Origin of the sequence: Xanthomonas axonopodis pv. maculifoliigardeniae (assembly GCF_041519315.1) — a bacterium.
Classification (GTDB): Bacteria; Pseudomonadota; Gammaproteobacteria; order Xanthomonadales; family Xanthomonadaceae; genus Xanthomonas; species Xanthomonas euvesicatoria.
Genome location: NZ_CP167998.1, coordinates 2,698,156 through 2,718,436 on the forward strand (window position 1 = coordinate 2,698,156; position 20,281 = coordinate 2,718,436).

Annotated in this window: 19 protein-coding genes and 1 other RNA gene; 9 read left to right on the forward strand and 11 right to left on the reverse strand. The window is 65.1% G+C overall.

The genetic code is table 11. The annotated features are described in order from the left end of the window. Nucleotides 1–71 precede the first annotated feature (71 nt). The 5 genes from ACDH77_RS11795 to ACDH77_RS11815 all read right to left on the reverse strand — a co-directional run bounded on the left by ACDH77_RS11795 (nucleotide 72) and on the right by ACDH77_RS11815 (nucleotide 5,372). Nucleotides 72–830 (reverse strand): cytochrome c1, encoded by a 759-nt coding sequence (locus tag ACDH77_RS11795; protein WP_014090392.1) that lies wholly within the window; start codon nucleotides 828–830, stop codon nucleotides 72–74. Further along, complete coding sequence (locus ACDH77_RS11800; RefSeq protein ID WP_008571315.1) at nucleotides 823–2,082, reverse strand: cytochrome b; 1,260 nt, start codon at nucleotides 2,080–2,082, stop codon at nucleotides 823–825. Before ACDH77_RS11800 ends, ACDH77_RS11795 begins: the two co-directional genes overlap by 8 nt. Then, nucleotides 2,082–2,726, reverse strand: coding sequence for a ubiquinol-cytochrome c reductase iron-sulfur subunit (petA, locus tag ACDH77_RS11805; RefSeq protein WP_011347774.1), 645 nt, complete (start codon nucleotides 2,724–2,726; stop codon nucleotides 2,082–2,084). The genes ACDH77_RS11800 and petA overlap by 1 nt, the downstream gene beginning before the upstream one ends. Before the next feature lie 506 nt (nucleotides 2,727–3,232). Further along, a complete protein-coding gene (locus ACDH77_RS11810) occupies nucleotides 3,233–4,216 on the reverse strand; it encodes a lytic transglycosylase domain-containing protein (RefSeq protein WP_029819628.1) in 984 nt (327 codons plus the stop codon). A gap of 190 nt (nucleotides 4,217–4,406) precedes the next feature. Next, nucleotides 4,407–5,372: a helix-turn-helix transcriptional regulator gene (locus ACDH77_RS11815; protein ID WP_372353461.1), complete on the reverse strand. Its 966-nt coding sequence runs from the start codon at nucleotides 5,370–5,372 to the stop codon at nucleotides 4,407–4,409. A 103-nt stretch (nucleotides 5,373–5,475) separates the two neighbouring features. Here ACDH77_RS11815 and ACDH77_RS11820 point away from each other — a divergent pair, with 103 nt between their 5' ends. The 9 genes from ACDH77_RS11820 to ACDH77_RS11860 all read left to right on the forward strand — a co-directional run bounded on the left by ACDH77_RS11820 (nucleotide 5,476) and on the right by ACDH77_RS11860 (nucleotide 13,930). Further along, nucleotides 5,476–6,120: a glutathione S-transferase family protein gene (locus ACDH77_RS11820; protein WP_011347777.1), complete on the forward strand. Its 645-nt coding sequence runs from the start codon at nucleotides 5,476–5,478 to the stop codon at nucleotides 6,118–6,120. Nucleotides 6,121–6,158: 38 nt separating this feature from the next. After that, a complete protein-coding gene (gene miaB, locus ACDH77_RS11825) occupies nucleotides 6,159–7,613 on the forward strand; it encodes a tRNA (N6-isopentenyl adenosine(37)-C2)-methylthiotransferase MiaB (RefSeq protein ID WP_303401211.1) in 1,455 nt (484 codons plus the stop codon). A 423-nt stretch (nucleotides 7,614–8,036) separates the two neighbouring features. Continuing rightward, nucleotides 8,037–9,020 carry a PhoH family protein gene (locus ACDH77_RS11830; RefSeq protein WP_008571321.1) on the forward strand — a complete coding sequence of 328 codons (984 nt, stop codon included), beginning with the start codon at nucleotides 8,037–8,039 and terminating at the stop codon, nucleotides 9,018–9,020. Nucleotides 9,021–9,022: 2 nt separating this feature from the next. After that, nucleotides 9,023–9,568: a hypothetical protein gene (locus tag ACDH77_RS11835; protein WP_031423083.1), complete on the forward strand. Its 546-nt coding sequence runs from the start codon at nucleotides 9,023–9,025 to the stop codon at nucleotides 9,566–9,568. Nucleotides 9,569–9,667: 99 nt separating this feature from the next. Beyond that, complete coding sequence (gene ybeY / locus ACDH77_RS11840) at nucleotides 9,668–10,153, forward strand: rRNA maturation RNase YbeY (protein ID WP_303401213.1); 486 nt, start codon at nucleotides 9,668–9,670, stop codon at nucleotides 10,151–10,153. Further along, a complete protein-coding gene (locus ACDH77_RS11845; protein ID WP_218560652.1) occupies nucleotides 10,153–10,671 on the forward strand; it encodes a hypothetical protein in 519 nt (172 codons plus the stop codon). The genes ybeY and ACDH77_RS11845 overlap by 1 nt, the downstream gene beginning before the upstream one ends. Before the next feature lie 95 nt (nucleotides 10,672–10,766). Beyond that, nucleotides 10,767–11,645, forward strand: coding sequence for an HlyC/CorC family transporter (locus ACDH77_RS11850; RefSeq protein ID WP_008571326.1), 879 nt, complete (start codon nucleotides 10,767–10,769; stop codon nucleotides 11,643–11,645). A 14-nt stretch (nucleotides 11,646–11,659) separates the two neighbouring features. Continuing rightward, nucleotides 11,660–12,913: a DUF4105 domain-containing protein gene (locus ACDH77_RS11855; protein ID WP_372353906.1), complete on the forward strand. Its 1,254-nt coding sequence runs from the start codon at nucleotides 11,660–11,662 to the stop codon at nucleotides 12,911–12,913. A 15-nt stretch (nucleotides 12,914–12,928) separates the two neighbouring features. Next, entirely contained in the window at nucleotides 12,929–13,930 is a 1,002-nt protein-coding gene (locus ACDH77_RS11860; RefSeq protein ID WP_011347784.1) for a magnesium and cobalt transport protein CorA, read from the forward strand. A gap of 158 nt (nucleotides 13,931–14,088) precedes the next feature. Here the strand turns inward: ACDH77_RS11860 and ACDH77_RS11865 are convergent, their stop codons facing one another. From ACDH77_RS11865 to ACDH77_RS11890, 6 genes are all read right to left on the reverse strand, one after another. Next, nucleotides 14,089–15,480 (reverse strand): NAD-dependent succinate-semialdehyde dehydrogenase, encoded by a 1,392-nt coding sequence (locus ACDH77_RS11865; protein WP_170811214.1) that lies wholly within the window; start codon nucleotides 15,478–15,480, stop codon nucleotides 14,089–14,091. A gap of 185 nt (nucleotides 15,481–15,665) precedes the next feature. Continuing rightward, nucleotides 15,666–16,514: an ABC transporter permease subunit gene (locus ACDH77_RS11870; protein ID WP_008571331.1), complete on the reverse strand. Its 849-nt coding sequence runs from the start codon at nucleotides 16,512–16,514 to the stop codon at nucleotides 15,666–15,668. Further along, nucleotides 16,511–17,422, reverse strand: coding sequence for an ABC transporter permease subunit (locus tag ACDH77_RS11875; protein WP_372353907.1), 912 nt, complete (start codon nucleotides 17,420–17,422; stop codon nucleotides 16,511–16,513). Before ACDH77_RS11875 ends, ACDH77_RS11870 begins: the two co-directional genes overlap by 4 nt. Beyond that, nucleotides 17,414–17,480: non-coding RNA, sX9 sRNA (locus ACDH77_RS11880), on the reverse strand. Before ACDH77_RS11880 ends, ACDH77_RS11875 begins: the two co-directional genes overlap by 9 nt. Nucleotides 17,481–17,541: 61 nt before the next feature. Continuing rightward, nucleotides 17,542–18,675 (reverse strand): ABC transporter ATP-binding protein, encoded by a 1,134-nt coding sequence (locus ACDH77_RS11885; protein WP_008571333.1) that lies wholly within the window; start codon nucleotides 18,673–18,675, stop codon nucleotides 17,542–17,544. Nucleotides 18,676–18,788: 113 nt separating this feature from the next. After that, nucleotides 18,789–20,279 (reverse strand): efflux transporter outer membrane subunit, encoded by a 1,491-nt coding sequence (locus ACDH77_RS11890; RefSeq protein ID WP_162998437.1) that lies wholly within the window; start codon nucleotides 20,277–20,279, stop codon nucleotides 18,789–18,791. Nucleotides 20,280–20,281 lie beyond the last annotated feature (2 nt).

Sequence of the window (20,281 nt, forward strand, 5' to 3'; positions counted from 1 at the left end):
AGCACCTGCGATACCTGCCTGCCCTGCACTGCATTGTTCGCTCCCGCAGCCGATGACGGCCTACGCAGCGTTCAGTGCACGTCCTTCCAGTATTCCTTCTTCAACAAATAAGCGATGAAGGTGAGCAGCGCCAGGAACAGGACCACCCACACGCCCATGCTTTGGCGCTTCAATGCGGCCGGCTCGCCGGCATACTCGAGGAAGTTGGCGATATCGCGCACGGTCTGGTCGAATTCGACCGGTGTTTGACGCCCTGGCTGCCCAAGCTTCAATGCCTCTACCGGCTTGTCGCCGGTGGCCTTGTCGGCCGGGCCGAATTGCGCCTGCTGCAGGCCTTGCAACTCCCATAGCGGGTTGGGCATGGAGGCGTTCGGAAACAGCTTGTTGTTCCAGCCCAGCGGGCGGGTCTGGTCCAGATAGAACGACTTGAGATAGGTGTAGACCCAGTCCGTACCGCGCACGCGTGCAATCAAGGTCAGATCCGGCGGCGCCTTGCCGAACCACTTGGTCGCCGCGTCGTGCGGCATGGTGCCTTCGATATGTTCGCCGACTTTGGCGCCGGTGAAGTTGAGATTGGTCATGACCTCCTCTTCGCTCAGGCCCAAATCGCTGGCCATGCGCGAATAGCGCAGGTACTTCAACGAATGGCAGCCGGAGCAGTAGTTCATGAACAACTGCGCACCACGTTGCAGCGATGCGCGATCGCTCAGGTCATTACCTGCTTGCTGCACCGCCCCGCCTTCGGCCGCCATTGCACCACCAGCGATTACCAGGCCGCAGAGCAAGGCGACCACGCGCGACTTCCATGACGTCACGTTGGAATTAGTCATGGGTCGTCACCCGCTCCGGAACCGGCTTGGTCTTGTCCAGCCGCGTCCACACCGGCATGGTGATGAAGAAGGCGAAGTACAGGAAGGTCAGCACGCGCCCGACATAGGTTTCATGCGCGTCGGTGCCGGGGCCGGAACCGATCACGCCCAGCCAGACGAAGCACACCACCAGCACGCCCAACGCCAGCTTGGAAATCCAGCCGCGGTAGCGCACCGAGCGCACCCTGGCGCGATCCAGCCAGGGCACCAGGAACAGGATCGCGATGGCCGAGAACATCACCAGCACCCCGCCCAGCTTGTTGGGCACCACGCGCAACATGGCGTAGTACGGCGTGTAGTACCACACCGGCTTGATGTGCTCCGGCGTCACCAGCCGGTTGGCTTCGGTGAAGTTGTCGTGCTCCAGGAACAGGCCGCCGAACGCCGGCGCGAAGAAGATGATGAAGGCAGCGATCAACAGCAGGAATCCAACGCCGACCAGGTCCTTGACCGTGTAATACGGATGGAACGGAATACCGTCGGCCGGCTTGTGCGCATCCCAGCGATTGCCCTTTGGACCTTTCTTGATGTCCACCCCGTCCGGGTTATTGGAACCCACTTCGTGCAGCGCACCGATGTGCAGCACGATCAACAGCAGCAACACCAACGGCAGTGCGATCACGTGCAAGGCGAAGAAGCGATTGAGCGTGGCATCGCCGGGCAGGTAGTCGCCCATGATCCATTCGGTCAGCCCGTTGCCGATCACCGGAATGGCGCCGAACAGCGAGATGATCACCTTCGCGCCCCAGAACGACATCTGCCCCCACGGCAACACGTAGCCCATGAAGGCTTCGGCCATCAGCACCAGGTAGATCAGCATGCCGAGAATCCACACCAGCTCGCGCGGCTTCTGGTAACTGCCGTACATCAAGCCGCGGAACATGTGCAGATACACCACGATGAAGAACAGCGAGGCACCGGTGCTGTGCATGTAGCGGATCAGCCAGCCCCACTCCACGTCGCGCATGATGTATTCGATCGAAGCGAATGCATCGGCGGCGCTGGTCTTGTAGTGCATCGTCAGGAAGATGCCGGTGACGATCTGGTTGACCAGCACCACGATGGCCAGCGAGCCAAAGTAGTACCAGAGGTTGAAGTTCTTCGGCGCGTAGTACTCGCTGATGTGCTTGCGGTACATGGGCATCAGCCCGGGCGCGCGCTCGTTGACCCAATCGAACACGCCATTGGCGGTACGGACCAGAACATTGCTCATCAGGCAGCCCCCGTGGTTTTGGCCGACGCACCGGCATCGTCAGGATCGACGCCGATCACCAAGGTGTTGTCGTCCACGTAGTGGTGTGGGGGCACCAGCAGATTGATCGGTGCCGGCACGCCGTCGAAGACGCGGCCAGACATGTCGAAGCGCGACTTGTGGCAAGGGCAGAAGTAACCGCCCTTCCACTGCGGGTCGTAAGGCTCGGGGCGGATTTCGGCGACCATCTCCGGCGAGCAACCCAGATGCGTACACAGCCCCACCAGCACCGAAATGTCGGACTTGATCGAGCGATATTCCGGGTTTTTCAGCACGTACTCCGGCTGCTGATCCTTGTTCTCGGACTTGGGGTCCTTGAGCCGGTCGTCCAGCGACGGGAGCGCGTCGAGCATGGCCTTGGAGCGCTTGACGATCCAGATTGGCTGACCGCGCCATTCAAGGACCATGCGCTGGCCTTCCTGCAAGGCGCTGATGTCGGCGGTGACCGGTGCGCCAGCCAACTTGGCACGCGCACTGGGATTCCACGACTTCACGAACGGAACTGCAACGAATCCTGCTCCGACCGCACCGACCACGGCCGTTGTCGCGGTTAAAAACCGACGACGCCCGATATCAGCAGGTGCGTTAACCCCATCGTTGGCCATCCGGCTCTCCGATCTTGATTAGGTAGCGTGAGGCTGCCAACGGCTGGCGGGGGGTCCAGCCGCGATGAATCGACCGCAGTGTAGCGGAACGCTTAATGCACAGACAACGCAATGTACGCAGTCGGCCCTATGCGATGCAACGGCCCATGCAAGCGGCAGCCGCTCCGATGGAGTTCAACGAGCGTGGGAGACGGACGGCTGTGACGTAGTGCCCTTGCGTGGGCTGCAACGGCAATGCGCGCGTGCGGTGGATGCGTGGATATGGTGCAAGCGCAGCAATACGCTCGTTCGCGACTGGCTATGGACGCTGCAACCGATGTTGCGGAGACCGAAGCACTTGCCCCACCGCACTCGGCGCAGCGCCGTGGCAAAGATTCCCAAGAGCAGCGACCAAGACGTCAAGCGGGGGGCCGGGAATGGATCGCGCAGACGCCGCGGTGCTTATGACATGCCAGGAGCACCGGCCGCGCCCGCCGGGCGGCTGCACGGGCGTTTTGCCAGCCGCTTTAGTTGGCTGCTGTGGCCTGGCCACGATAGCGGCCGGCCAATACGCCCACGCGTTGCACGTAACGCTGGGTTTCGCTATACGGCGGTACGCCGCCGTAACGGTCGACTGCGCCCTCGCCGGCGTTGTAGCCGGCAGCGGCCAGGGTGAGGTCGCCATTGAAGCGTTTCAGCAGCCAGGACAGATACTGCACGCCGCCACGAATATTTTGCGTTGCATCATAGGCATCGCTGACACCGAAGCGGCGCGCGGTGCCCGGCATCAACTGCATCAGGCCTTGCGCGCCGGCACGACTGAGCGCAAGCGGGTTGTAGGCCGATTCGGCGTGGATGATTGCGCGCACGATCGATTCTTCCACCCCGAACTCGCGCGCCGCCGCTGCGATTTCCTGCTGATAGGCGTTGGTGTTGAGTCGGATCGCACCAAAATTGACCCCCGGCTTGGCACCGCAGGCGTAGCAGGTTTCGATAAAGCTGTAATGGATGGTGCGCAGGCCTTCGATGCTGGCGACCTGGCGCGGCCGGGCGCTGGTGTAGTGGCGCACGCCGTCCTTCATATATGAGTACACCTGCCCGCTGACGACCCGGCGCGGATTGGTTGCTGCTGCCGCTGGCGGTGTGACGACCGAGACGGACGACTCCGGCAAGGCACGCGGAGCCGGCGCCGAAGCGACCTCGGCAGCGTACCGCGGCGGCTGGCTGACTGGCTGGCTGATAATGGTGGCCGGCGCGCCGCTGTCGATATTGGCCATGCGGGGCGCGGGGCTGACGGCCAGACGCCCTGCAGAGGGAGATGACGGCAGGCGGCGGGCCGCACGATCGGGGGTATAGCTGCTGATGACGCTGCAGGTGGAGCCGCTCTGGCGCTTGCTCAGGTAACTGGTGATACCGTCAGCGCCGACGCACTTGTACAGCGTGCCGGCGCTGACCGGCGCAGCCGACAACGTGACGAGCATCAGCCCCAGCAATCTTGACATCCCCTTCATGCGCGGAGTGTCCCAGCTTGCCCAGGGCTTGCCAAGTGTCGGCCAGCGTCTGGAGTAGCCCGCAAGGCGCCCGCGCCGCGGCCAGGCGTGCGGGACCGGTGCTCGAAATCCTCAAGTACCCATCCCGCACTCCCGATAACGCGTTCGCCGCGCCCACCTGACGCCCACGCGCGATGGCCTGTTGGCCGCCTCACTGGGGCAGCCGGTCCAGCTGCGTGCGCAACGTGTCCAGCGCCTGTGTCAAGGTTTGGCGGGCTTGGGCCGGCGCAATCGCGTCGAACGGCAGGTCCAGCAACAACAGGTTGGCCGCCAGCGCAGGCATGCTCGGGGCGCCAAGACCCAGCCAGCAATGTGCGGGACCATCGGCCTGCAAGGCACCCAGCCAGGGCGGAATGCGCGCTGCCAATGCCTCGACCGTGCCGGCCAGACGCACCCGCGCCCGGCACGGAAACGGCGCTTCGCCGATCGCCTTGCGCAATAGCTGTAGCGGCTCTTCGGGCAATGCGCGGGGGGCGAACCGCGCGCCGGTGGCGACCGCCTGATCGATCCGGTCCGCGCGCAGGCTGCGCCAGTCCTGGCGTTCGCAGTCCCAGACCAGCAGGTACCAACGCCGCCCGTAGTTCACCAGCAGCGCCGGCTCGACGCTGCGGGTGATGGCCGTACCCGAATGGCGCCGATAGTCCAGCCGCAGCGTGGCCCGGTCGCGGCAGGCGGCAGCCAACTGGGCAAGCAGGCCCGCATCGACCAGCGATTCCGTTTCGGCAGCCGGCATGCTGGCCATGGCGGCATGCGCGGCACTGGCGCGCTGGCCGCTGCGGCGCGGCAGCAGGGGATCCAGCTTGGCCATCACGCGTGCCGCCGCGGCGTCCATCCCGCGCACCGCTGGCGCGGCGGCGCGCAAGGCGACCGCCACGGTCAGTGCCTCGTCTTCTTCCAACAACAGCGGTAATGCCGCACCGCCCTGCCCCAGGCGGTAGCCGCCGCCGCTGCCGGGCGCTGCATGCACCGGATAACCCGCTTCGCGCAGGCGCTCGATATCCCGCCGCAGGCTGCGCGGATGGATGCCCAAACGTTCTGCCAGCGCCACACCGGACCAACTCCTGCCACCTTGCAGCAGGGAAAGCAGACGCAACAGGCGAGCAGCGGTAGAGGCCATCGCGCCACCGTATTGCGGACAGAAACTGTCCGCAAGTGGTCCGTAAGATCGCGATACCCGCCATCCCACTCGCTTCGCCACCGCAGCCACCCTGGAGACCGCAATGTCCGACGACCGCCACGTCACCCTGTTCCACAACCCCCGCTCCCGCTCGCGGGGGGTCCTGGTCTTGCTGGAAGAATTGGGCGCACGCTACAGCCTGCAGCCCATCGATCTGGAAAAGGAGCAGCAGCGCATGCCGGAATTCCTTGCGATCAACCCGATGGGCAAGATACCGACCATCGTCCACGGCACCAGCGTGGTCACCGAGCAGGGCGCCATCTATCAGTACCTGGCCGAGCTATATCCGGAAGCCGGCCTGTCACCGGCGCCGGGCGATGCCGATCGTGGCGCCTACCTGCGCTGGCTTGCGTTCTACGGCTCGGCCTTCGAACCGGCGATCATCGATCTTGCGCTCAAGCGTAGCGCCCCGCCGCGCTCGCTCTCGCCTTATGCCGACGCCGACACGGTGCTGCAGGTGGTTGATGCGCAGCTGGCCAAGGGCGATTACCTGCTGGGCGAGCGCTGCAGTGCGGCCGATGTGCTGTGGGGCGGCGCCTTGGCGTGGATGGTGGAGTTTGGCCTGATCGACCCGCCCGCCCCGACCCGCGCCTATATCGCCCGGATGGCCGCGCGCCCGGCAGTGGCGCGCGCCGAAGCCGTCGACGCCGGGCGTGCGGCCGCGGACGGCGCCAGCGCAAGCGGGTAAACTGTGCGGCTCTCTTCTACCCGCCTGGAATAAGCGCCATGCCCGGGACACCCGTTTCCGACCTGTCCGCGGCAGCTGCCGTGGACGCACCCGCCCTGTTGCCCTTGCCCGTCGCGCGCCCATCGGCGCCTGCCGTGGTACGCGGCAAGCTCTATATCAAGACCCACGGATGCCAGATGAACGAGTACGACTCGGCCAAGATGGCCGACGTGCTTGCCGCTTCCGAAGGCCTGGAGCTGACCGACAACCCCGAGGAAGCGGATGTGGTGCTGGTCAATACCTGTTCCATTCGCGAAAAAGCCCAGGAAAAAGTCTTCAGCCAGCTGGGTCGCTGGAAGGCGCTCAAGGCCGGCGGCAAGCCGGTGATCATCGGCGTCGGCGGCTGCGTGGCGTCGCAGGAAGGCGAAGCCATCGTCAAGCGTGCGCCCTACGTGGACCTGGTGTTCGGCCCGCAGACCCTGCACCGGCTGCCGGAACTGATTCGCGCGCGACGCGAATCGGGCAAGTCGCAGGTGGACATCAGCTTCCCGGAAATCGAGAAGTTCGACCGTCTGCCCGAGCCGCGTGCCGAAGGTCCGTCGGCCTTCGTCTCGATCATGGAAGGCTGCTCCAAATACTGCTCGTTCTGCGTGGTGCCCTACACCCGTGGCGAAGAAGTCAGCCGGCCGTTCGAGGACGTGCTGGTGGAAGTGGCGCAATTGGCGGCGCAAGGCGTGCGCGAGATCAACCTGCTTGGCCAGAACGTCAACGCGTACCGCGGTGCGTATGGCGCCGATGCCGGCGACGCCGCGCAGTACGCCGATCTGGGCCTGCTGATCCGCACCATCGCGCAAATCGACGGCATCGGCCGTATCCGCTTCACCACGTCGCATCCGCTGGAGTTTTCCGATTCGCTGGTGGATGCCTACCGCGATGTACCGCAGCTGGCCAACTACCTGCACCTGCCGGTGCAGGCCGGCAGCGACCGCATTCTGTCGGCGATGAAGCGCGGCTACACCGCGCTGGAATTCAAGTCGAAGATCCGCAAGCTGCGCGCAGTGCGCCCGGACATCTCGATCAGTTCGGACTTCATCGTCGGCTTCCCTGGCGAGACCGAAGCGGACTTCGAAAAGACCATGAAGCTGATCGAGGACGTGGGCTTCGACCAGAGCTTTTCGTTCGTGTATTCGCGCCGTCCCGGCACCCCGGCATCGGACCTGCAGGACGACACGCCGGAGACGGTGAAGCAGGCGCGTCTTGCGCGTCTGCAGGCGCATATCAACGCGCACGCGGCGAGCATTTCGCAATCGATGGTGGGCAGCGTGCAACGCGTGCTGGTGGAAGGCCCCTCGCGGCGCGACCCGAACGAACTGACCGGCAAGAGCGAGAACATGCGCCCGGTGAATTTCCCAGGCAACCCGCGTTTGATCGGACAGTTCGTCGATGTGTTGATCACCGAGGCGATGAGCAATTCGCTGCGTGGCCGGATTCAACTGGACGACAGCGCACAGTGATGGCGCGCGGGCGCTGCGCAATGCGGCGCCCCTTCAAGCAAGGCGACCACGCGCCGAAGCGTCTCGCGGGAAATGGTCAAAATTTCACCACACATCCGTAGCGCCTTGCAGCGCAAGGCCTCGTCTTACTTACCCACAGGCTTTGCCGAATTCGATCCACATCCTGTGTGGACAACCCTGTCGGTACTGGCGTTTTTTTCGCCACCAACCCGGCAAACCTTGCGCCAGTAAGCGCGGCGAGTTTTATCCACAGGTTAGTGATGCGTGACTCCACAGCGGTTGTGGAAAACCTGCATGCCTGTGCGGACCGGCGCGTCGCCGAGGTGCCGCGCCGCCCGCTGTGTTGGTGGGATCACATGCCGCGCGCTACCCTTTCGCTCCCGCCCTACCGACGCGCACCCAGGTGCGCCGTCCGATCCAACCATGAACGCACCCGCACATCGCGATTTCACCCTGGAACCCGAGGACATCGAGCGTCTGGCCAATCTGGCCGGTCCGTTCGATGCGCATCTGCGCCAGATCGAACTCAAGCTTGGCGTCGAGATCGCCAACCGTGGCAACGTCTTCCGGGTGACCGGACCGGAGCCGGCCATCGCCGCCGCCCAGTCGCTGTTGACCGCGTTGTACGACGAGGCCGCAACCACCACGTTCGACACGCACGCAATCCACCTGCGGCTCAACGATGCCAACCTCGAGCATGTGGCCGAGCGCGCATATCAGGCCCAGGATGTGGCGATCAAGGTCAAGCGCGGCACCGTGCGTGGCCGTGGCGCCAACCAGGCCAAATACCTGCACGCGATCGCCACCCACGACATCAATTTCGGTATCGGCCCGGCCGGCACCGGCAAGACCTTCCTGGCGGTAGCAAGCGCGGTTGAAGCACTCAACGAGTCGCGGGTGCAGCGGTTGATCCTGGTGCGCCCGGCAGTGGAAGCCGGCGAAAAACTCGGCTTTCTTCCGGGCGATCTCAGCCAGAAGGTCGACCCGTACCTGCGCCCGCTCTACGATGCGCTGTACGAAATGCTCGGCGTGGAAAAAGTGGTCAAGTTGCTGGAGCGCAACGTCATCGAAATCGCGCCGCTGGCCTATATGCGCGGTCGCACGCTCAACGATGCATATGTGATTCTGGACGAAGCGCAGAACACCACCATCGAACAGATGAAGATGTTCCTGACCCGCCTGGGCTTCGGCTCCACGGCGGTGGTCACCGGCGACCTCACCCAGATCGATCTGCCCAAGCACGTCAAATCCGGCCTGCGCGATGCGATCGAAGTGCTGCGCGATGTGGAAGGCACCAGTTTCACCTTCTTCGAAGCGCGCGACGTGGTGCGTCACCCATTGGTGCAGCGCATTGTCACCGCCTACGACAAGCGCGATAACGCGCTGCAGCCTCCTGCGGCCGACTGACCGTGCAAGGCCGCGCCCTACTGTTGGGAGTCTGGTTGGCGCTGGCTTGCCATGAACCTGCGCATGCGCAGGCACGCCAGCAGGCCGACACGACCACGCACGTCATGTTGCGGCAGCAACTTGCCGCGTCCTGTGTCTCGGTGGCCGCTGGGCAAGCGACCATCCTGCTGGATCGGGCCGAACTGGAACACCTGGCAGTGGCGAAGGCTGCAGCCGGTGCGGGGGTTGATGAGGATGCGCAGCGACAAGCGCTGCTTGCCGGCACGCGAGCGCAGGCGCTACTTGCCTCTACCGGCAAAGCGCACGACCGCTTCGGCTGCGCGGTGGCTCAAGATGACAAGGAAAGCGCCGACACGCGCTATCTGGTAGGTCGCCTGCTGGAGCGCGGCCAAGCCGCAATCTGGACACAATCGCCACCAGGTTTCGCGCCGGCCCTGGAAGTCAACCGGGTCGATCCGCATTGCCAGAACGGGCCGATGGGCAGTGCGTTTTATCGTGTTGCCAACGGTGGCGCGCTTGTCATGGTGCTGGTCGAGTGCGTTCGCTGATCCCGGACCGGCGGGCCAAGCACGCACACGCAGGCGTCGCCGCAAGACGCTACTCGGGCGATACTGTCACCTCTGTCTGATCTGAATGCTGGTGTTCCCATGACCAAGGGCCCTATCCGCCTCGACGTTGCCGTCAGCTATGCGCTGCCGCGCGCCGGCCTGCCGTCGGCGGTGAGTTTTCGCAAGTGGGTGGCCGCGGCGTTGAAGGGACGCATCCGCGAGGCCGATCTGGCAGTGCGCGTGGTCGACGAGAAGGAAGGCTGCTCGCTCAATCACCATTACCGCGGCAAGGATTACGCCACCAACGTGCTGAGCTTCCCTGCCGAACTGCCGGAAGGCCTGCCCAAGGGCATCAAGATGCCGCTGCTGGGCGATCTGGTGATCTGCGCACCGGTGGTGGCGCGCGAGGCCGCAGAGCAAGGCAAATTGCTGGCTGCGCACTATGCGCACCTGACCGTGCATGGCACCTTGCACCTGCTTGGCTGGGATCACGAAGACGACAAGGAGGCCGAGGCGATGGAGCAACTGGAGCGCGAGATCCTGGCCGACCTCGGCATCGACGACCCTTACGCAGGAGAACACTGATGCGTTTTTGCATTGCCGGCGCCCTGCTGCTGTTGAGCGCGCCCGGCGCCTGGGCGCAGACCGCACCGGTGCGCCCGGACCTTGCCGCCTTGATCGAATGCCGCCAGCGCATCGGCGATTTCAGCGCGTTGGCGCCGGTACTGGCCGACCCGCTCAAGGCGGTGGCGCTGGGCTGGACGCCGCTGGATCAGTCCAACCTGTTCATGACCGAGTACACGCTCAACACGCCCATTCGCGTGTTCGGCCACAGTACCCATCACATCGCGTTTTCCGGCGCCAGCATCATGGCGATCCTGGACCTGCCCGACCCGCGCCCGCTCGCCAAGCAGTTGGATCTGGAACTGGGCGTGGATAACGCCGAGAAGGTCATGTACGGGCGCGAGCTGGTCAGCGAAGACACCACCAATCCCAAGACCGGCGAGGCGATGATCGAATCGGTCGTGCTGAGCGTGACCAACGTCAAATCGCACCCGGGCAAGACCGTGGTCGGCTGCGGCTACAGCCTGGATCTGCCCTGAGACCGGACAGGTAACGGCGCATCCACAGCGCCTTGCCGGCTTCCTGCTAGACTGGTGGCTAACGCCTGGTTTGCCGGGTGCCCTTCCCCGTCACGATGTCCGAAGACGACAGTAGCCAATCCCCAGAAACACCGGAAAAACGCCGTAGCTGGCTCGAGCGCCTCAGCGCTGCCTTCTCCGGCGAACCCCACACCCGCGACGAACTCGTCGCCTTGCTGCGGACCGCCGAACAGGACGGTCTCATCGCCGCAGACACCTTGCGCATGATGGAAGGCGCGATCTCCGTGTCCGAGCTCACCGTGGGCGATGTGATGATCTCGCGCTCGCAGATGGTCTCGCTGCCGGTGGAGGCGCGTTTCATCGACCTGATGAAGCAGGTGGTCGAATCGGGCCATTCGCGCTTCCCGGTCCACGGCGAGAACAAGGACGAAGTGCTCGGCATCCTGCTGGCCAAGGACCTGTTGCGCGGCGTGGTGGCCGACAACGGCCCGGGCAACGTGCGCGAACTGCTGCGCCCGGCGGTGCTGATCCCGGAGTCGAAGAAGCTCAACGTCCTGCTCAAGGAATTTCGCCTTTCGCGCAATCACATGGCGATCGTGGTGGACGAATACGGCGGTGTTGCCGGGCTGGTCACCATCGAGGACGTGCTCGAGCAGATCGTCGGCGAGATCGACGACGAGCACGACGATGCCGAAGAAGAGAATTCGCTCATTGCGATCCAGGCCGATGGGCGCTATGTGGTCGATGCGCTGACGCCGATCGAAGACTTCAACGAACGCTTTGGCGCCGAGTTCCCCGACGACGAGTACGACACCGTGGGTGGGCTGGTCACCGATGCGATCGGGCACCTGCCCGAAACCGGCGAAGAGTTGACGCTGGGGCGCTTTGCATTCCGCGTGGCCAAGGCCGATGCGCGGCGCGTGCATGCCTTCCACGTCACCATTCTGCCGCCCGATCCGCAGGACGACGCTTGAACCTGTCGCATGGCATGACCGCTGCAGCGCCGGCGCGCTGCAGTGCCCGGCGTTGGGCTGCGTGCTGGCTGCTGGCGTTGCTGTCGCTGTTGGTGACACCGGCGTCCTTCGCGCAGGCGCCCGCCCCGGAAGCCGCCCCTGCGTCCCAGTCGGCGCCGCGGATCGGCGTGGTGACCATGCAACCGGGCGAAGTGTTTTTCGAACGTTTCGGTCACGATGCCGTCGTGGTGGTCGATCCGCGCACGCAGCAGGCCACCTCGTACAACTTCGGCTTCTTCGACCCGAGCGAGCCGGACTTCGTACCGCGTTTTGCGCGCGGCGAAATGATGTATTACCTGGTCGCGCTGCCGCTGGAAGAAGACCTGTCGCAATATCGCGATGCCGGGCGCGGTGTCAGCATCCAGTGGCTGGATCTGCCGCCAGACCAGGCGCGCGCGCTGGCCGAGGGCTTGGCGGTGCGTAGCCAACCGGAAAACGCGCGCTATCACTACGACTACTTCATGGCCAACTGCGCCACCATGGTGCGCGACACGTTGGACCGTGCGATGGGCGGCGCGCTCAAGTCGCAGCTGGCCGGTCGTTCGCGCGGCAACACCTTCCGCAGCGAAGCGGTACGCCTGGCCTCCCCTGCCCCGTGGATGTGGCTGGGCTTCGACCTGGGCCTGGGACCGTACGCCGATCGCCCCTTGTCGCGCTGGGAAGAAGCCTTCGTGCCGATGCGGCTGGCCGACAGCTTGACCCAGGTGCACAACAGCGCCGGTCGCCCGTTGGTGCAATCCACGCAGGTATTGCTGCCGCATCGCATCGCGCCCGAGCCCGCCGAACAGCGGCGACACTGGTGGCCGTGGTTGCTGACCGGGCTCATCGTGGCCGCAGGCGTGCTGGCCTTGGGCCGCAGGCAGCGCCTGCTGGCTGGACTGGCGTTACCGTTCTGGCTGGTGTGCGCCATCGGCGGCGGCCTGCTGGTGTATCTGTGGGGATTCACTGCCCATCAATCGGCATGGGCCAACCGCAACCTGCTGCTGGTCAACCCGCTGTGCGTGCTGCTGTGGTTCGGTGGCATACGGCTGCAGCTGGGCCATCGGCCGGGCCGCTGGTTCAACGTGCTGTCCTGGGTGGTGGCGGCGTGCGCGCTGGCCGCGTTGGTGATCCATTGGCTGTCCTTCCAGTCGCAGGACAACCTGCAATGGGTGATGCTGCTGTTGCCGATCCACACCGCACTTGCCATTGCCCTGCGACCGCGTGACCTGCCCGCACGTACGCGCTGATTGAAGGATGCGCTCATGAACAGCAACGGCCATCATCCCGATAATCCGTCCTGCGTCATCACCTGCGCTTATTACGACGGCGACGGCAAGCGCCACGACATCAGCCTGGAGCACATCAGCGACGTGCTGCAGCGGCCGGATGGCTTCGTCTGGGTGGGGCTGTACGAGCCGCAGGAATCGGTGCTGCGCAAGTTGCAGGACGAATTCGGCCTGCACGATCTGGCGATCGAAGACGCGCTCAAGGCGCATCAGCGCCCCAAGGCCGAGAGTTACGGCAACTCGCTGTTCGTGGTGGTCAACACCGCGCAGCTGGTCAACGAGCGCATCCGCTATGGCGAGACGCACGCGTTCCTGGGAAGGCGCTTCCTGTTGACGGTACGGCATGGCGCGTCGCTGTCGTACGCGCCGGTGCGGCATCGGGTCGAACGCGAGCCGGCGATGCTGCACATGGGCGCGTCGTTCTGCCTGTACGGCGTGCTCGATTTCGTGGTCGACAATTACCTACCGATCATGGACGAGTTCCGCGACACGCTGGAACGTCTGGAAAAAGACATCTTCGCCGACGACTACAAGCGCGAGACGGTGGTGCGCCTGTATGAGCTCAAGCGCGAACTCAACAAGATGCGGCTGGTGGTGGCGCCGTTGCAGGACGTGCTCTCGCACCTCAAGCGCAATCCCGGCTCCCTGATCCACGAAGAAGTCGGCATTTACCTGCGCGACGTGCTCGATCACGCGGTGCGCATCAACGATGCCATCGACACCTTGCGTGAAATGCTGGGCACGGCGCTCAGCGTCAACCTGTCGATGGTGACGCTCGCTCAGGGCGAAACCGTCAAGCGCCTCGGTGCCTGGGCCGCCCTGTTGGCCGCCCCTACCCTGATTACCAGCTGGTACGGCATGAACTTCGCCCACATGCCCGAACTCGACGCCCGCTACGCCTACCCATTGCTGGTCGCCGGCGTCGTGGGCTCGTGCCTGGTGCTGTATCGCCTGTTCAAGCGCGCCAAGTGGCTATAGGGCCGCTGCGCGGCCCGGGATTCGGGATTGGGCATTCGGGATTGGTTTGAGCAGTTGGCAGGTTGTTGATTTTCAACCTAGGCCAGGGTGCTCATAAGTCGCGAGCGCCTGCTCTTGCGAATCTCCAATCCCGAATCCCGAATCCCGATTCCCCGCCATCAAGCCACATAGATCGTCTTGACGTTCATGAACTCATGGATGCCGTGCTCGGCCAGTTCGCGGCCGAAGCCGGAGCGCTTGATGCCGCCGAAGGGCAAGCGCACATCGCTCTTGACCACTGAGTTGACGAACGCCGCGCCGCACTGCAGCTGCTGCGCCACGCGCTCGCCGCGCTTGGGGTCGGCCGTCCACACGCTGCCACCCAGCCCGAAGCTGGTGTCATTGGCCACGCGCACCGCTTCGGCCTCGTCGGCCACCCGGATGATCGAAGCGACCGGGCCGAAGAATTCTTCGTCGTATGCCGGCATGCCGGGGGCGACGTTGTCGAGGATGGTGGCCGGATAACCGGCATGCGAGCCGGCGACCGGTTCGCCGCCCAGCAAGACCTTGGCGCCCTTCGCCACGCTGGCCTGCACCTGCTTGTGCAATTCCTCGCGCAAGTCGGCACGGGCCATTGGCGCCAGCGTGGTGCTGTCCTGCTGCGGGTCGCCCACGATGCGCTTGGCTGCCGCTGCCACGAAGCGCTCGATGAACCGGTCGGCGATCGCATCCACCACGATGAATCGCTTGGCGGCGATGCAGGTCTGCCCACTATTGTCGAAACGTGACTGCACGGCCGATGGCACGGTGTGCTCCAGATCGGCGTCTTCCAGCACCACGAAGGCATCGCTGCCGCCGAGCTCCATCACGCACTTCTTGAGCTGGTCGCCCGCATTGGCGGCCAGCGAGCGACCGGCGCGTTCGCTGCCGGTCAGCGTTACCGCAGCAATGCGGGCATCACGCAGGACATCGGCAGCCTGGTCGTTATCGATATGCAGGACATCGAACACGCCCGGCGGAATGCCGGCGGCGTCCAGCACCTCTTTCATGGCGTCAGCGCAGCGCGGCACGTTGCTGGCGTGCTTGAGCAGCGACACGTTGCCGGCCATCAGGCTTGGTGCCAGGAACCGGAACGCCTGCCACAGCGGGAAATTCCACGGCATCACTGCGAACACGCAGCCCAGCGGTTCGTAGCGCACATAGCTGGATTGCGCTTCGGTCGGAATGTCGCGCGGCGCCAGATAGTCGGCGGCGTGCTCGGCGTAGTACGCGCAGGCCTGCGCGCACTTGTCGACTTCGGCCAGGGCCTCGGCGCGCAGCTTGCCCATCTCGGCGGTCATGATGCGTTGCAGGTCCTCGCGGCGCTTGGTCAGCTCCTCGCCAATGCGGCGCAGCAAGGCGCCACGCTCGGCCAGCGGCAACGCGGCCCAGGCCGGAAATGCCTTGGCGGAAGCGGCCAGACGCGCTTCGATGGCAGCGGCGTCCAGGGTCTGCTGGGTGTGCTCGACCTGGCCGTTGGCGGGGTTGACGGTGTCGTAGGACATGACGGTCTCCTGTTGCGAGGCGGTCATGCTAGACGCCGGCAAGTTCGGGGCGCGTCACAATCGCCTGAAACTGCTGCAACACTGTGTTCGCAAGCACCACGGCCGCCAGCCACACTGGGTGCATGCAGCCGCATCGGTTTTCGAAGCAGTGCTGCCGAAGGCTTACCTGCCTCGCACGCCTCTGCACCTCGCCCCCCCCCCTGCTGAAGCGCTCAACCTTCGCGTTGCAACGCCAGCTGCGCATCGCGCATGCGGCGCTTTTCGCTGCGCGCCAGCAGCCACCAGCCAATCACCGCGGCAATCGACACCGCCAGCACCATCACCGTGGCCAGCGCATTGATCTTGGGGCTGATGCCCAGCCGCACCGACGAAAACACCTTGATCGGCAAGGTGGTGGAACTGGGCCCGGCCAAGAAACTGGCGATCACCACATCGTCCAGCGAAAGCGTAAAGGCCAGCAGCCAGCCCGACGCCAGGGCCGGCGCGATGATCGGCAAGGTGATCTGGAAAAACACGTGCAGCGGCGTGGCACCGAGATCCATCGCGGCTTCTTCCAGCGAGCGGTCCAGTTCCTGCAGCCGCGAAGAAATCACCACAGTCACGAACGAGACGGTGAAGGTGACATGCGCCACCCAGATCGCCACTGCGCCGCGCGGCGCGATGCCGAGCACGCCCCCCATCGACACCAGCAACAGCAGGATCGACAGACCGATGATGACTTCGGGCATCACCAACGGCGCGGTGATCAATGCGCCGAACAGGGTTTTGCCGGGAAACCGCCGCAGGCGCACCATCGCCATGGCGGCCATCGTGCCCAGCACCGTCGATGCGCAGGCCGTCCAGAACGCCACCTCCAGGCTGACCCAGGCTGCGTCGAGCAATTGCCGGTCGCGCACCAATTCGCCGTACCACTTGGTCGAAAACCCGCCCCACACCGTTGCCAGGCGCGAGGCGTTGAACGAATACACCATCAACAACAGGATCGGCAGGTACAAGAAGCCGAAACCCAGCGCGAGCACGCTGCCGCCGAGCAGGCGCCCACCGCGCGAAGCGCGCATCATGTCAGCCGCCCTTCCAGCTCACGCTGCTGGTAGCGGTGGAAGATCACGATCGGCAGCAACAGCAGCAACAGCATCACCGTGGCCACGGCCGCTGCCACCGGCCAGTCGCGGTTATTGAAGAACTCGCCCCACAGCACGCGCCCGATCATCAGGGTGTTCGGCCCGCCGAGCATTTCCGGGATGACGAACTCGCCCACCGCCGGAATCATCACCAGCATGCAGCCGGCCACGATGCCGTTGCGCGATAGGGGCAAGGTGATGCGCGCGAACGCCTGCCATGGCCGCGCCCCCAGGTCGTAGGCCGCTTCGAGCAGGCGCTGATCGTGCTTGACCAGGTTGGCGTACAGCGGCAACACCATGAACGGCAGATAGCAGTACACGATGCCGAGATAGGCGGCGATCGGCGTGTACAACAACTGCAACGGCTGCTTGATCACACCCAGCGCCAACAGCACCTGATTGAGCACGCCATTGCCATCGAGAATGCCGATCCACGCGTATACGCGGATCAAAAACGAGGTCCACGACGGCAGCACCACCAGCATCATCGCCACGTTGCGTGTGGCCAGCGGCAGGCGCGCGATCACATACGCCATCGGATAACCGATCAACAACGCAAGCGCCGTGGAAATGGCCGCGATCTCGATCGAACTCAGGTAGGCAGCCACGTACTGGCTGTCGCGCAGCAAGGCCAGATAGTTGCCCAGATGCAGCTTTAGGCTCATCGCACCGTCGGCAGCAACCGCCAATAGCGGCGTATACGGCGGCATCGCGGTGGCGCGCTCGGCGAAGGAAATCTTCAGCACGATCAAAAACGGAATCGCGAAGAACACCAGCAGCCATAGATACGGTGCGGCGATCACGCCCCAGCGCGCGCCCGGCAAGCCACGGCTAAGAGTGGCTAGCAGAACGTAGCGAGCAGCCGCCAGGGGGGCGCGCAGGAACCGCAGTGTACGAGTGGTACATGAGGATTCCGAGCACCGGCCGCGCCCCCCTGGCGGCTGCGCAGTAGTTTTGCTGGCCGCTCTCATGCGGTGAGCACCACGCCGTCGTCTTCGCCCCACCCGACCCACACGGTGTCGCCCCAGGTCAGCGCTTCGCTGGCCCAGCGCTGGCGATTGGCGAAATTGGCCATCAGCTTGACCCCGCTGGGCAGGCGCACGTGGTAGACCGAGTGGCTGCCGAAATAGGCGATGTCTTCGATCACGCCCTGGGCCTTGTTGCAGGCCTGGGCCGGCTCGTCCTTGCCGATGGCGAGCTTTTCCGGGCGCAGCGCGAACGCCACTGCCTGCCCTTCGAAGCCGGTGATGCCGTGGCCGATGCGGATGCAGGCATCGAACGCAGGCGTTTTCAAGGTGACGTACTCGGGCGCGTCGTCGGCGATGAGCGCATCGATCAGATTGACCGAGCCGATGAACTCGGCCGCAAACCGGTTGGCCGGCTGCTCGTAGATTTCATCGGGCGTGCCCACCTGCTGGATCCAGCCCTGGTCCATCAGCGCGATCCGGGTGGCCATGGTCATGGCCTCTTCCTGATCGTGGGTGACCATGACGCAGGTCACGCCGGAGGTTTCGATGATGTTGACCAGTTCCAGCTGCATCTGCGAGCGCAGTTTTTTATCCAGCGCACCCATCGGTTCGTCCAGCAACAGCAGCTTGGGGCGCTTGGCCAGCGAGCGCGCCAGGGCCACGCGTTGCTGCTGCCCGCCGGAGAGCTGGTGCGGCTTGCGCTTGGCCAGCGCGCCAAGCTGCACCAGTTCGAGCATCTCGCCGACGCGGCTGGCGATCGCAGCCTTGGGCAAGCCTTCCTGCTTCAACCCGAAGGCGATGTTCTGCTCCACACTCATATGCGGAAACAGCGCGTACGACTGGAACATCATGTTGATCGGGCGCTCGTACGGCGGCAGTGCGTCGATCGGTTGACCATCCAGGACAATGCGCCCCTTGGTCGGCCGCTCGAACCCGGCAAGGCAGCGCAGCAGCGTGGATTTGCCGCTACCGGAACCACCGAGCAACGCGAAGATCTCGCCCTTGCGAATCTGCAGGCTGACGTCGTCGACCGCGACGAAGCCGTCGAACTCCTTGCGGACCGCGTCGATGCTCAGGTAGCCGCCGTCGCCAGCGGTGAGGTGGGGCTGCGGGGTGGCCTCGGGTGATGCCATTGAACCTCTCGATTGCGCATTGCATGCGCCACAACGGCCAATGCCGACCATGATGGCAAAACCCGGACGCGGCCGCGCATGGGCTGCCGCGTCGCAGATTGCCCTGGCTGCTCTCAGCGCGCGTCCTGCGCCGGTGCGCTCCAGCCCAGCCCCAGACTCTTCTGCAGGGCCACGTAATTCACCAGCAACTGCACCTGCGCCTGTGCGGCAGCGTCCTGCGCCGACAACTGCTGGCGCTGCACATCCAGCAGATCGATCGATGAGGTGGCACCGGCATCGCGACGCTGCTGCATCAGCCCGGCCGAGCGCGTGGCCGAGGCTTCGGCCTGGCGTGCGACCACCAGCTGCTTGCGTGCCGAACCGAAGCGCGCCAACGCCGAATTGGCATCCTGCAAGGCAGCCAGCACGGTCCCTTCGTACGCTGCCGTACGCCCCGCATTGCCGGCACGCGCCTGCTCCACCTGCGCGCGGGTCTTGCCGAAATCGAAGATCGACCAGCGCAGCATCGGCACCGCCAATGTGGTCAGCGCGTCGGAATTGAAATCGCTTGGCGAGCCGGCGACCCAGCTCAGCCCGCCCAGCAGACTCACCTGCGGGAAGTAGCCGTTCAACGCCTCGCCGATCTGCGCGCTGGAGGCGGCCAGCTCGCGCTCGGCCTTGCGCACGTCCGGGCGCCGGCGGATCAACGCGCCGGCATCGTCCACGCGCACCTGTGTCGGCAGCATCGGCAAGGGCTGCGGCGTGCTGAGCTGGGCATCCAGCGCACCGGGCTCGCGCCCGACCATCAGGGCCAGCTGGTCCTGCGCTTCCTGCGCCTGCATTTCCAGCGGCAAGCGTTGCGCCTCCTGCTGCTGCACTTGGGTGGCGATCTGCTCGACCTGCAGGTCCGAGGCGGCGCCCTGCCCGCGACGTTGCTGCACCAGCCGTAGCGACTGGCGGATCTTGTCCAGGTTGGCATCGGCAATGGCCAGGCGCGCCTGCAAGCCGCGGTAATTGAGATAGACCTGCCCGACTTCGGCGGCCAGCTGCACCTGCGCATCGGCCAGCTCGGCTTCGGAGGCCTGTGCCTGCGCCAGCGCGCCTTCGGCGGCGCGACGGCGGCGGCCGAAGAAATCTAGCTCCCAGCTCGCATCGAAGCCGGCGCTGTAGATCTGCGTCTCTTCCAGGTTCAGCGCCTGGTTGCCGGCCGCCGGCGGCTGGCCGGGTTGACCCTGTTGCAGCCCGCCGAGCGTATCGACAATGGTCTGCGGCGGTTCGGCGTAGGCATACACCGCGCTGGCGTTGAGCTTGGGCAGGCGCTCGGCGCGGCGTTGCTGGGCCAGCGCGCGGTTGGCACGCAGCCGCGCCTGTGCCGCGCGCAGGTTGGGGCTGTCGGCCAATGCCTGGGTGACCAACTGGGTCAGGAGCGGGTCGTGCAATTCCTCCCACCAATGGTTCAACGGTGCGGCGGCGACCACGTCCGCGCCGCTGGCACGATGCAGGGCGGGTGCCTGCATCGCCGCGTCGGCAACCGCTGGTGGCTTGGTGTAGTTGGGGCCGAGCATGCAGCCGCCAAGCAGCAGCATGCCCAACGCAGCAGCCAGCGGCATGCGGATCAGGCGCATGG

Coding starts and splice junctions, on each gene's coding strand:
- ACDH77_RS11795 (WP_014090392.1), bottom strand. CDS start 830: ATGACTAATTCCAACGTGACGTCATGGAAGTCGCGCGTGGTCGCCTTG.
- ACDH77_RS11800 (WP_008571315.1), bottom strand. CDS start 2,082: ATGAGCAATGTTCTGGTCCGTACCGCCAATGGCGTGTTCGATTGGGTC.
- petA (WP_011347774.1), bottom strand. CDS start 2,726: ATGGCCAACGATGGGGTTAACGCACCTGCTGATATCGGGCGTCGTCGG.
- ACDH77_RS11810 (WP_029819628.1), bottom strand. CDS start 4,216: ATGAAGGGGATGTCAAGATTGCTGGGGCTGATGCTCGTCACGTTGTCG.
- ACDH77_RS11815 (WP_372353461.1), bottom strand. CDS start 5,372: ATGGCCTCTACCGCTGCTCGCCTGTTGCGTCTGCTTTCCCTGCTGCAA.
- ACDH77_RS11820 (WP_011347777.1), top strand. CDS start 5,476: ATGTCCGACGACCGCCACGTCACCCTGTTCCACAACCCCCGCTCCCGC.
- miaB (WP_303401211.1), top strand. CDS start 6,159: ATGCCCGGGACACCCGTTTCCGACCTGTCCGCGGCAGCTGCCGTGGAC.
- ACDH77_RS11830 (WP_008571321.1), top strand. CDS start 8,037: ATGAACGCACCCGCACATCGCGATTTCACCCTGGAACCCGAGGACATC.
- ybeY (WP_303401213.1), top strand. CDS start 9,668: ATGACCAAGGGCCCTATCCGCCTCGACGTTGCCGTCAGCTATGCGCTG.
- ACDH77_RS11845 (WP_218560652.1), top strand. CDS start 10,153: ATGCGTTTTTGCATTGCCGGCGCCCTGCTGCTGTTGAGCGCGCCCGGC.
- ACDH77_RS11850 (WP_008571326.1), top strand. CDS start 10,767: ATGTCCGAAGACGACAGTAGCCAATCCCCAGAAACACCGGAAAAACGC.
- ACDH77_RS11855 (WP_372353906.1), top strand. CDS start 11,660: ATGACCGCTGCAGCGCCGGCGCGCTGCAGTGCCCGGCGTTGGGCTGCG.
- ACDH77_RS11860 (WP_011347784.1), top strand. CDS start 12,929: ATGAACAGCAACGGCCATCATCCCGATAATCCGTCCTGCGTCATCACC.
- ACDH77_RS11865 (WP_170811214.1), bottom strand. CDS start 15,480: ATGACCGCCTCGCAACAGGAGACCGTCATGTCCTACGACACCGTCAAC.
- ACDH77_RS11870 (WP_008571331.1), bottom strand. CDS start 16,514: ATGATGCGCGCTTCGCGCGGTGGGCGCCTGCTCGGCGGCAGCGTGCTC.
- ACDH77_RS11885 (WP_008571333.1), bottom strand. CDS start 18,675: ATGGCATCACCCGAGGCCACCCCGCAGCCCCACCTCACCGCTGGCGAC.
- ACDH77_RS11890 (WP_162998437.1), bottom strand. CDS start 20,279: ATGCGCCTGATCCGCATGCCGCTGGCTGCTGCGTTGGGCATGCTGCTG.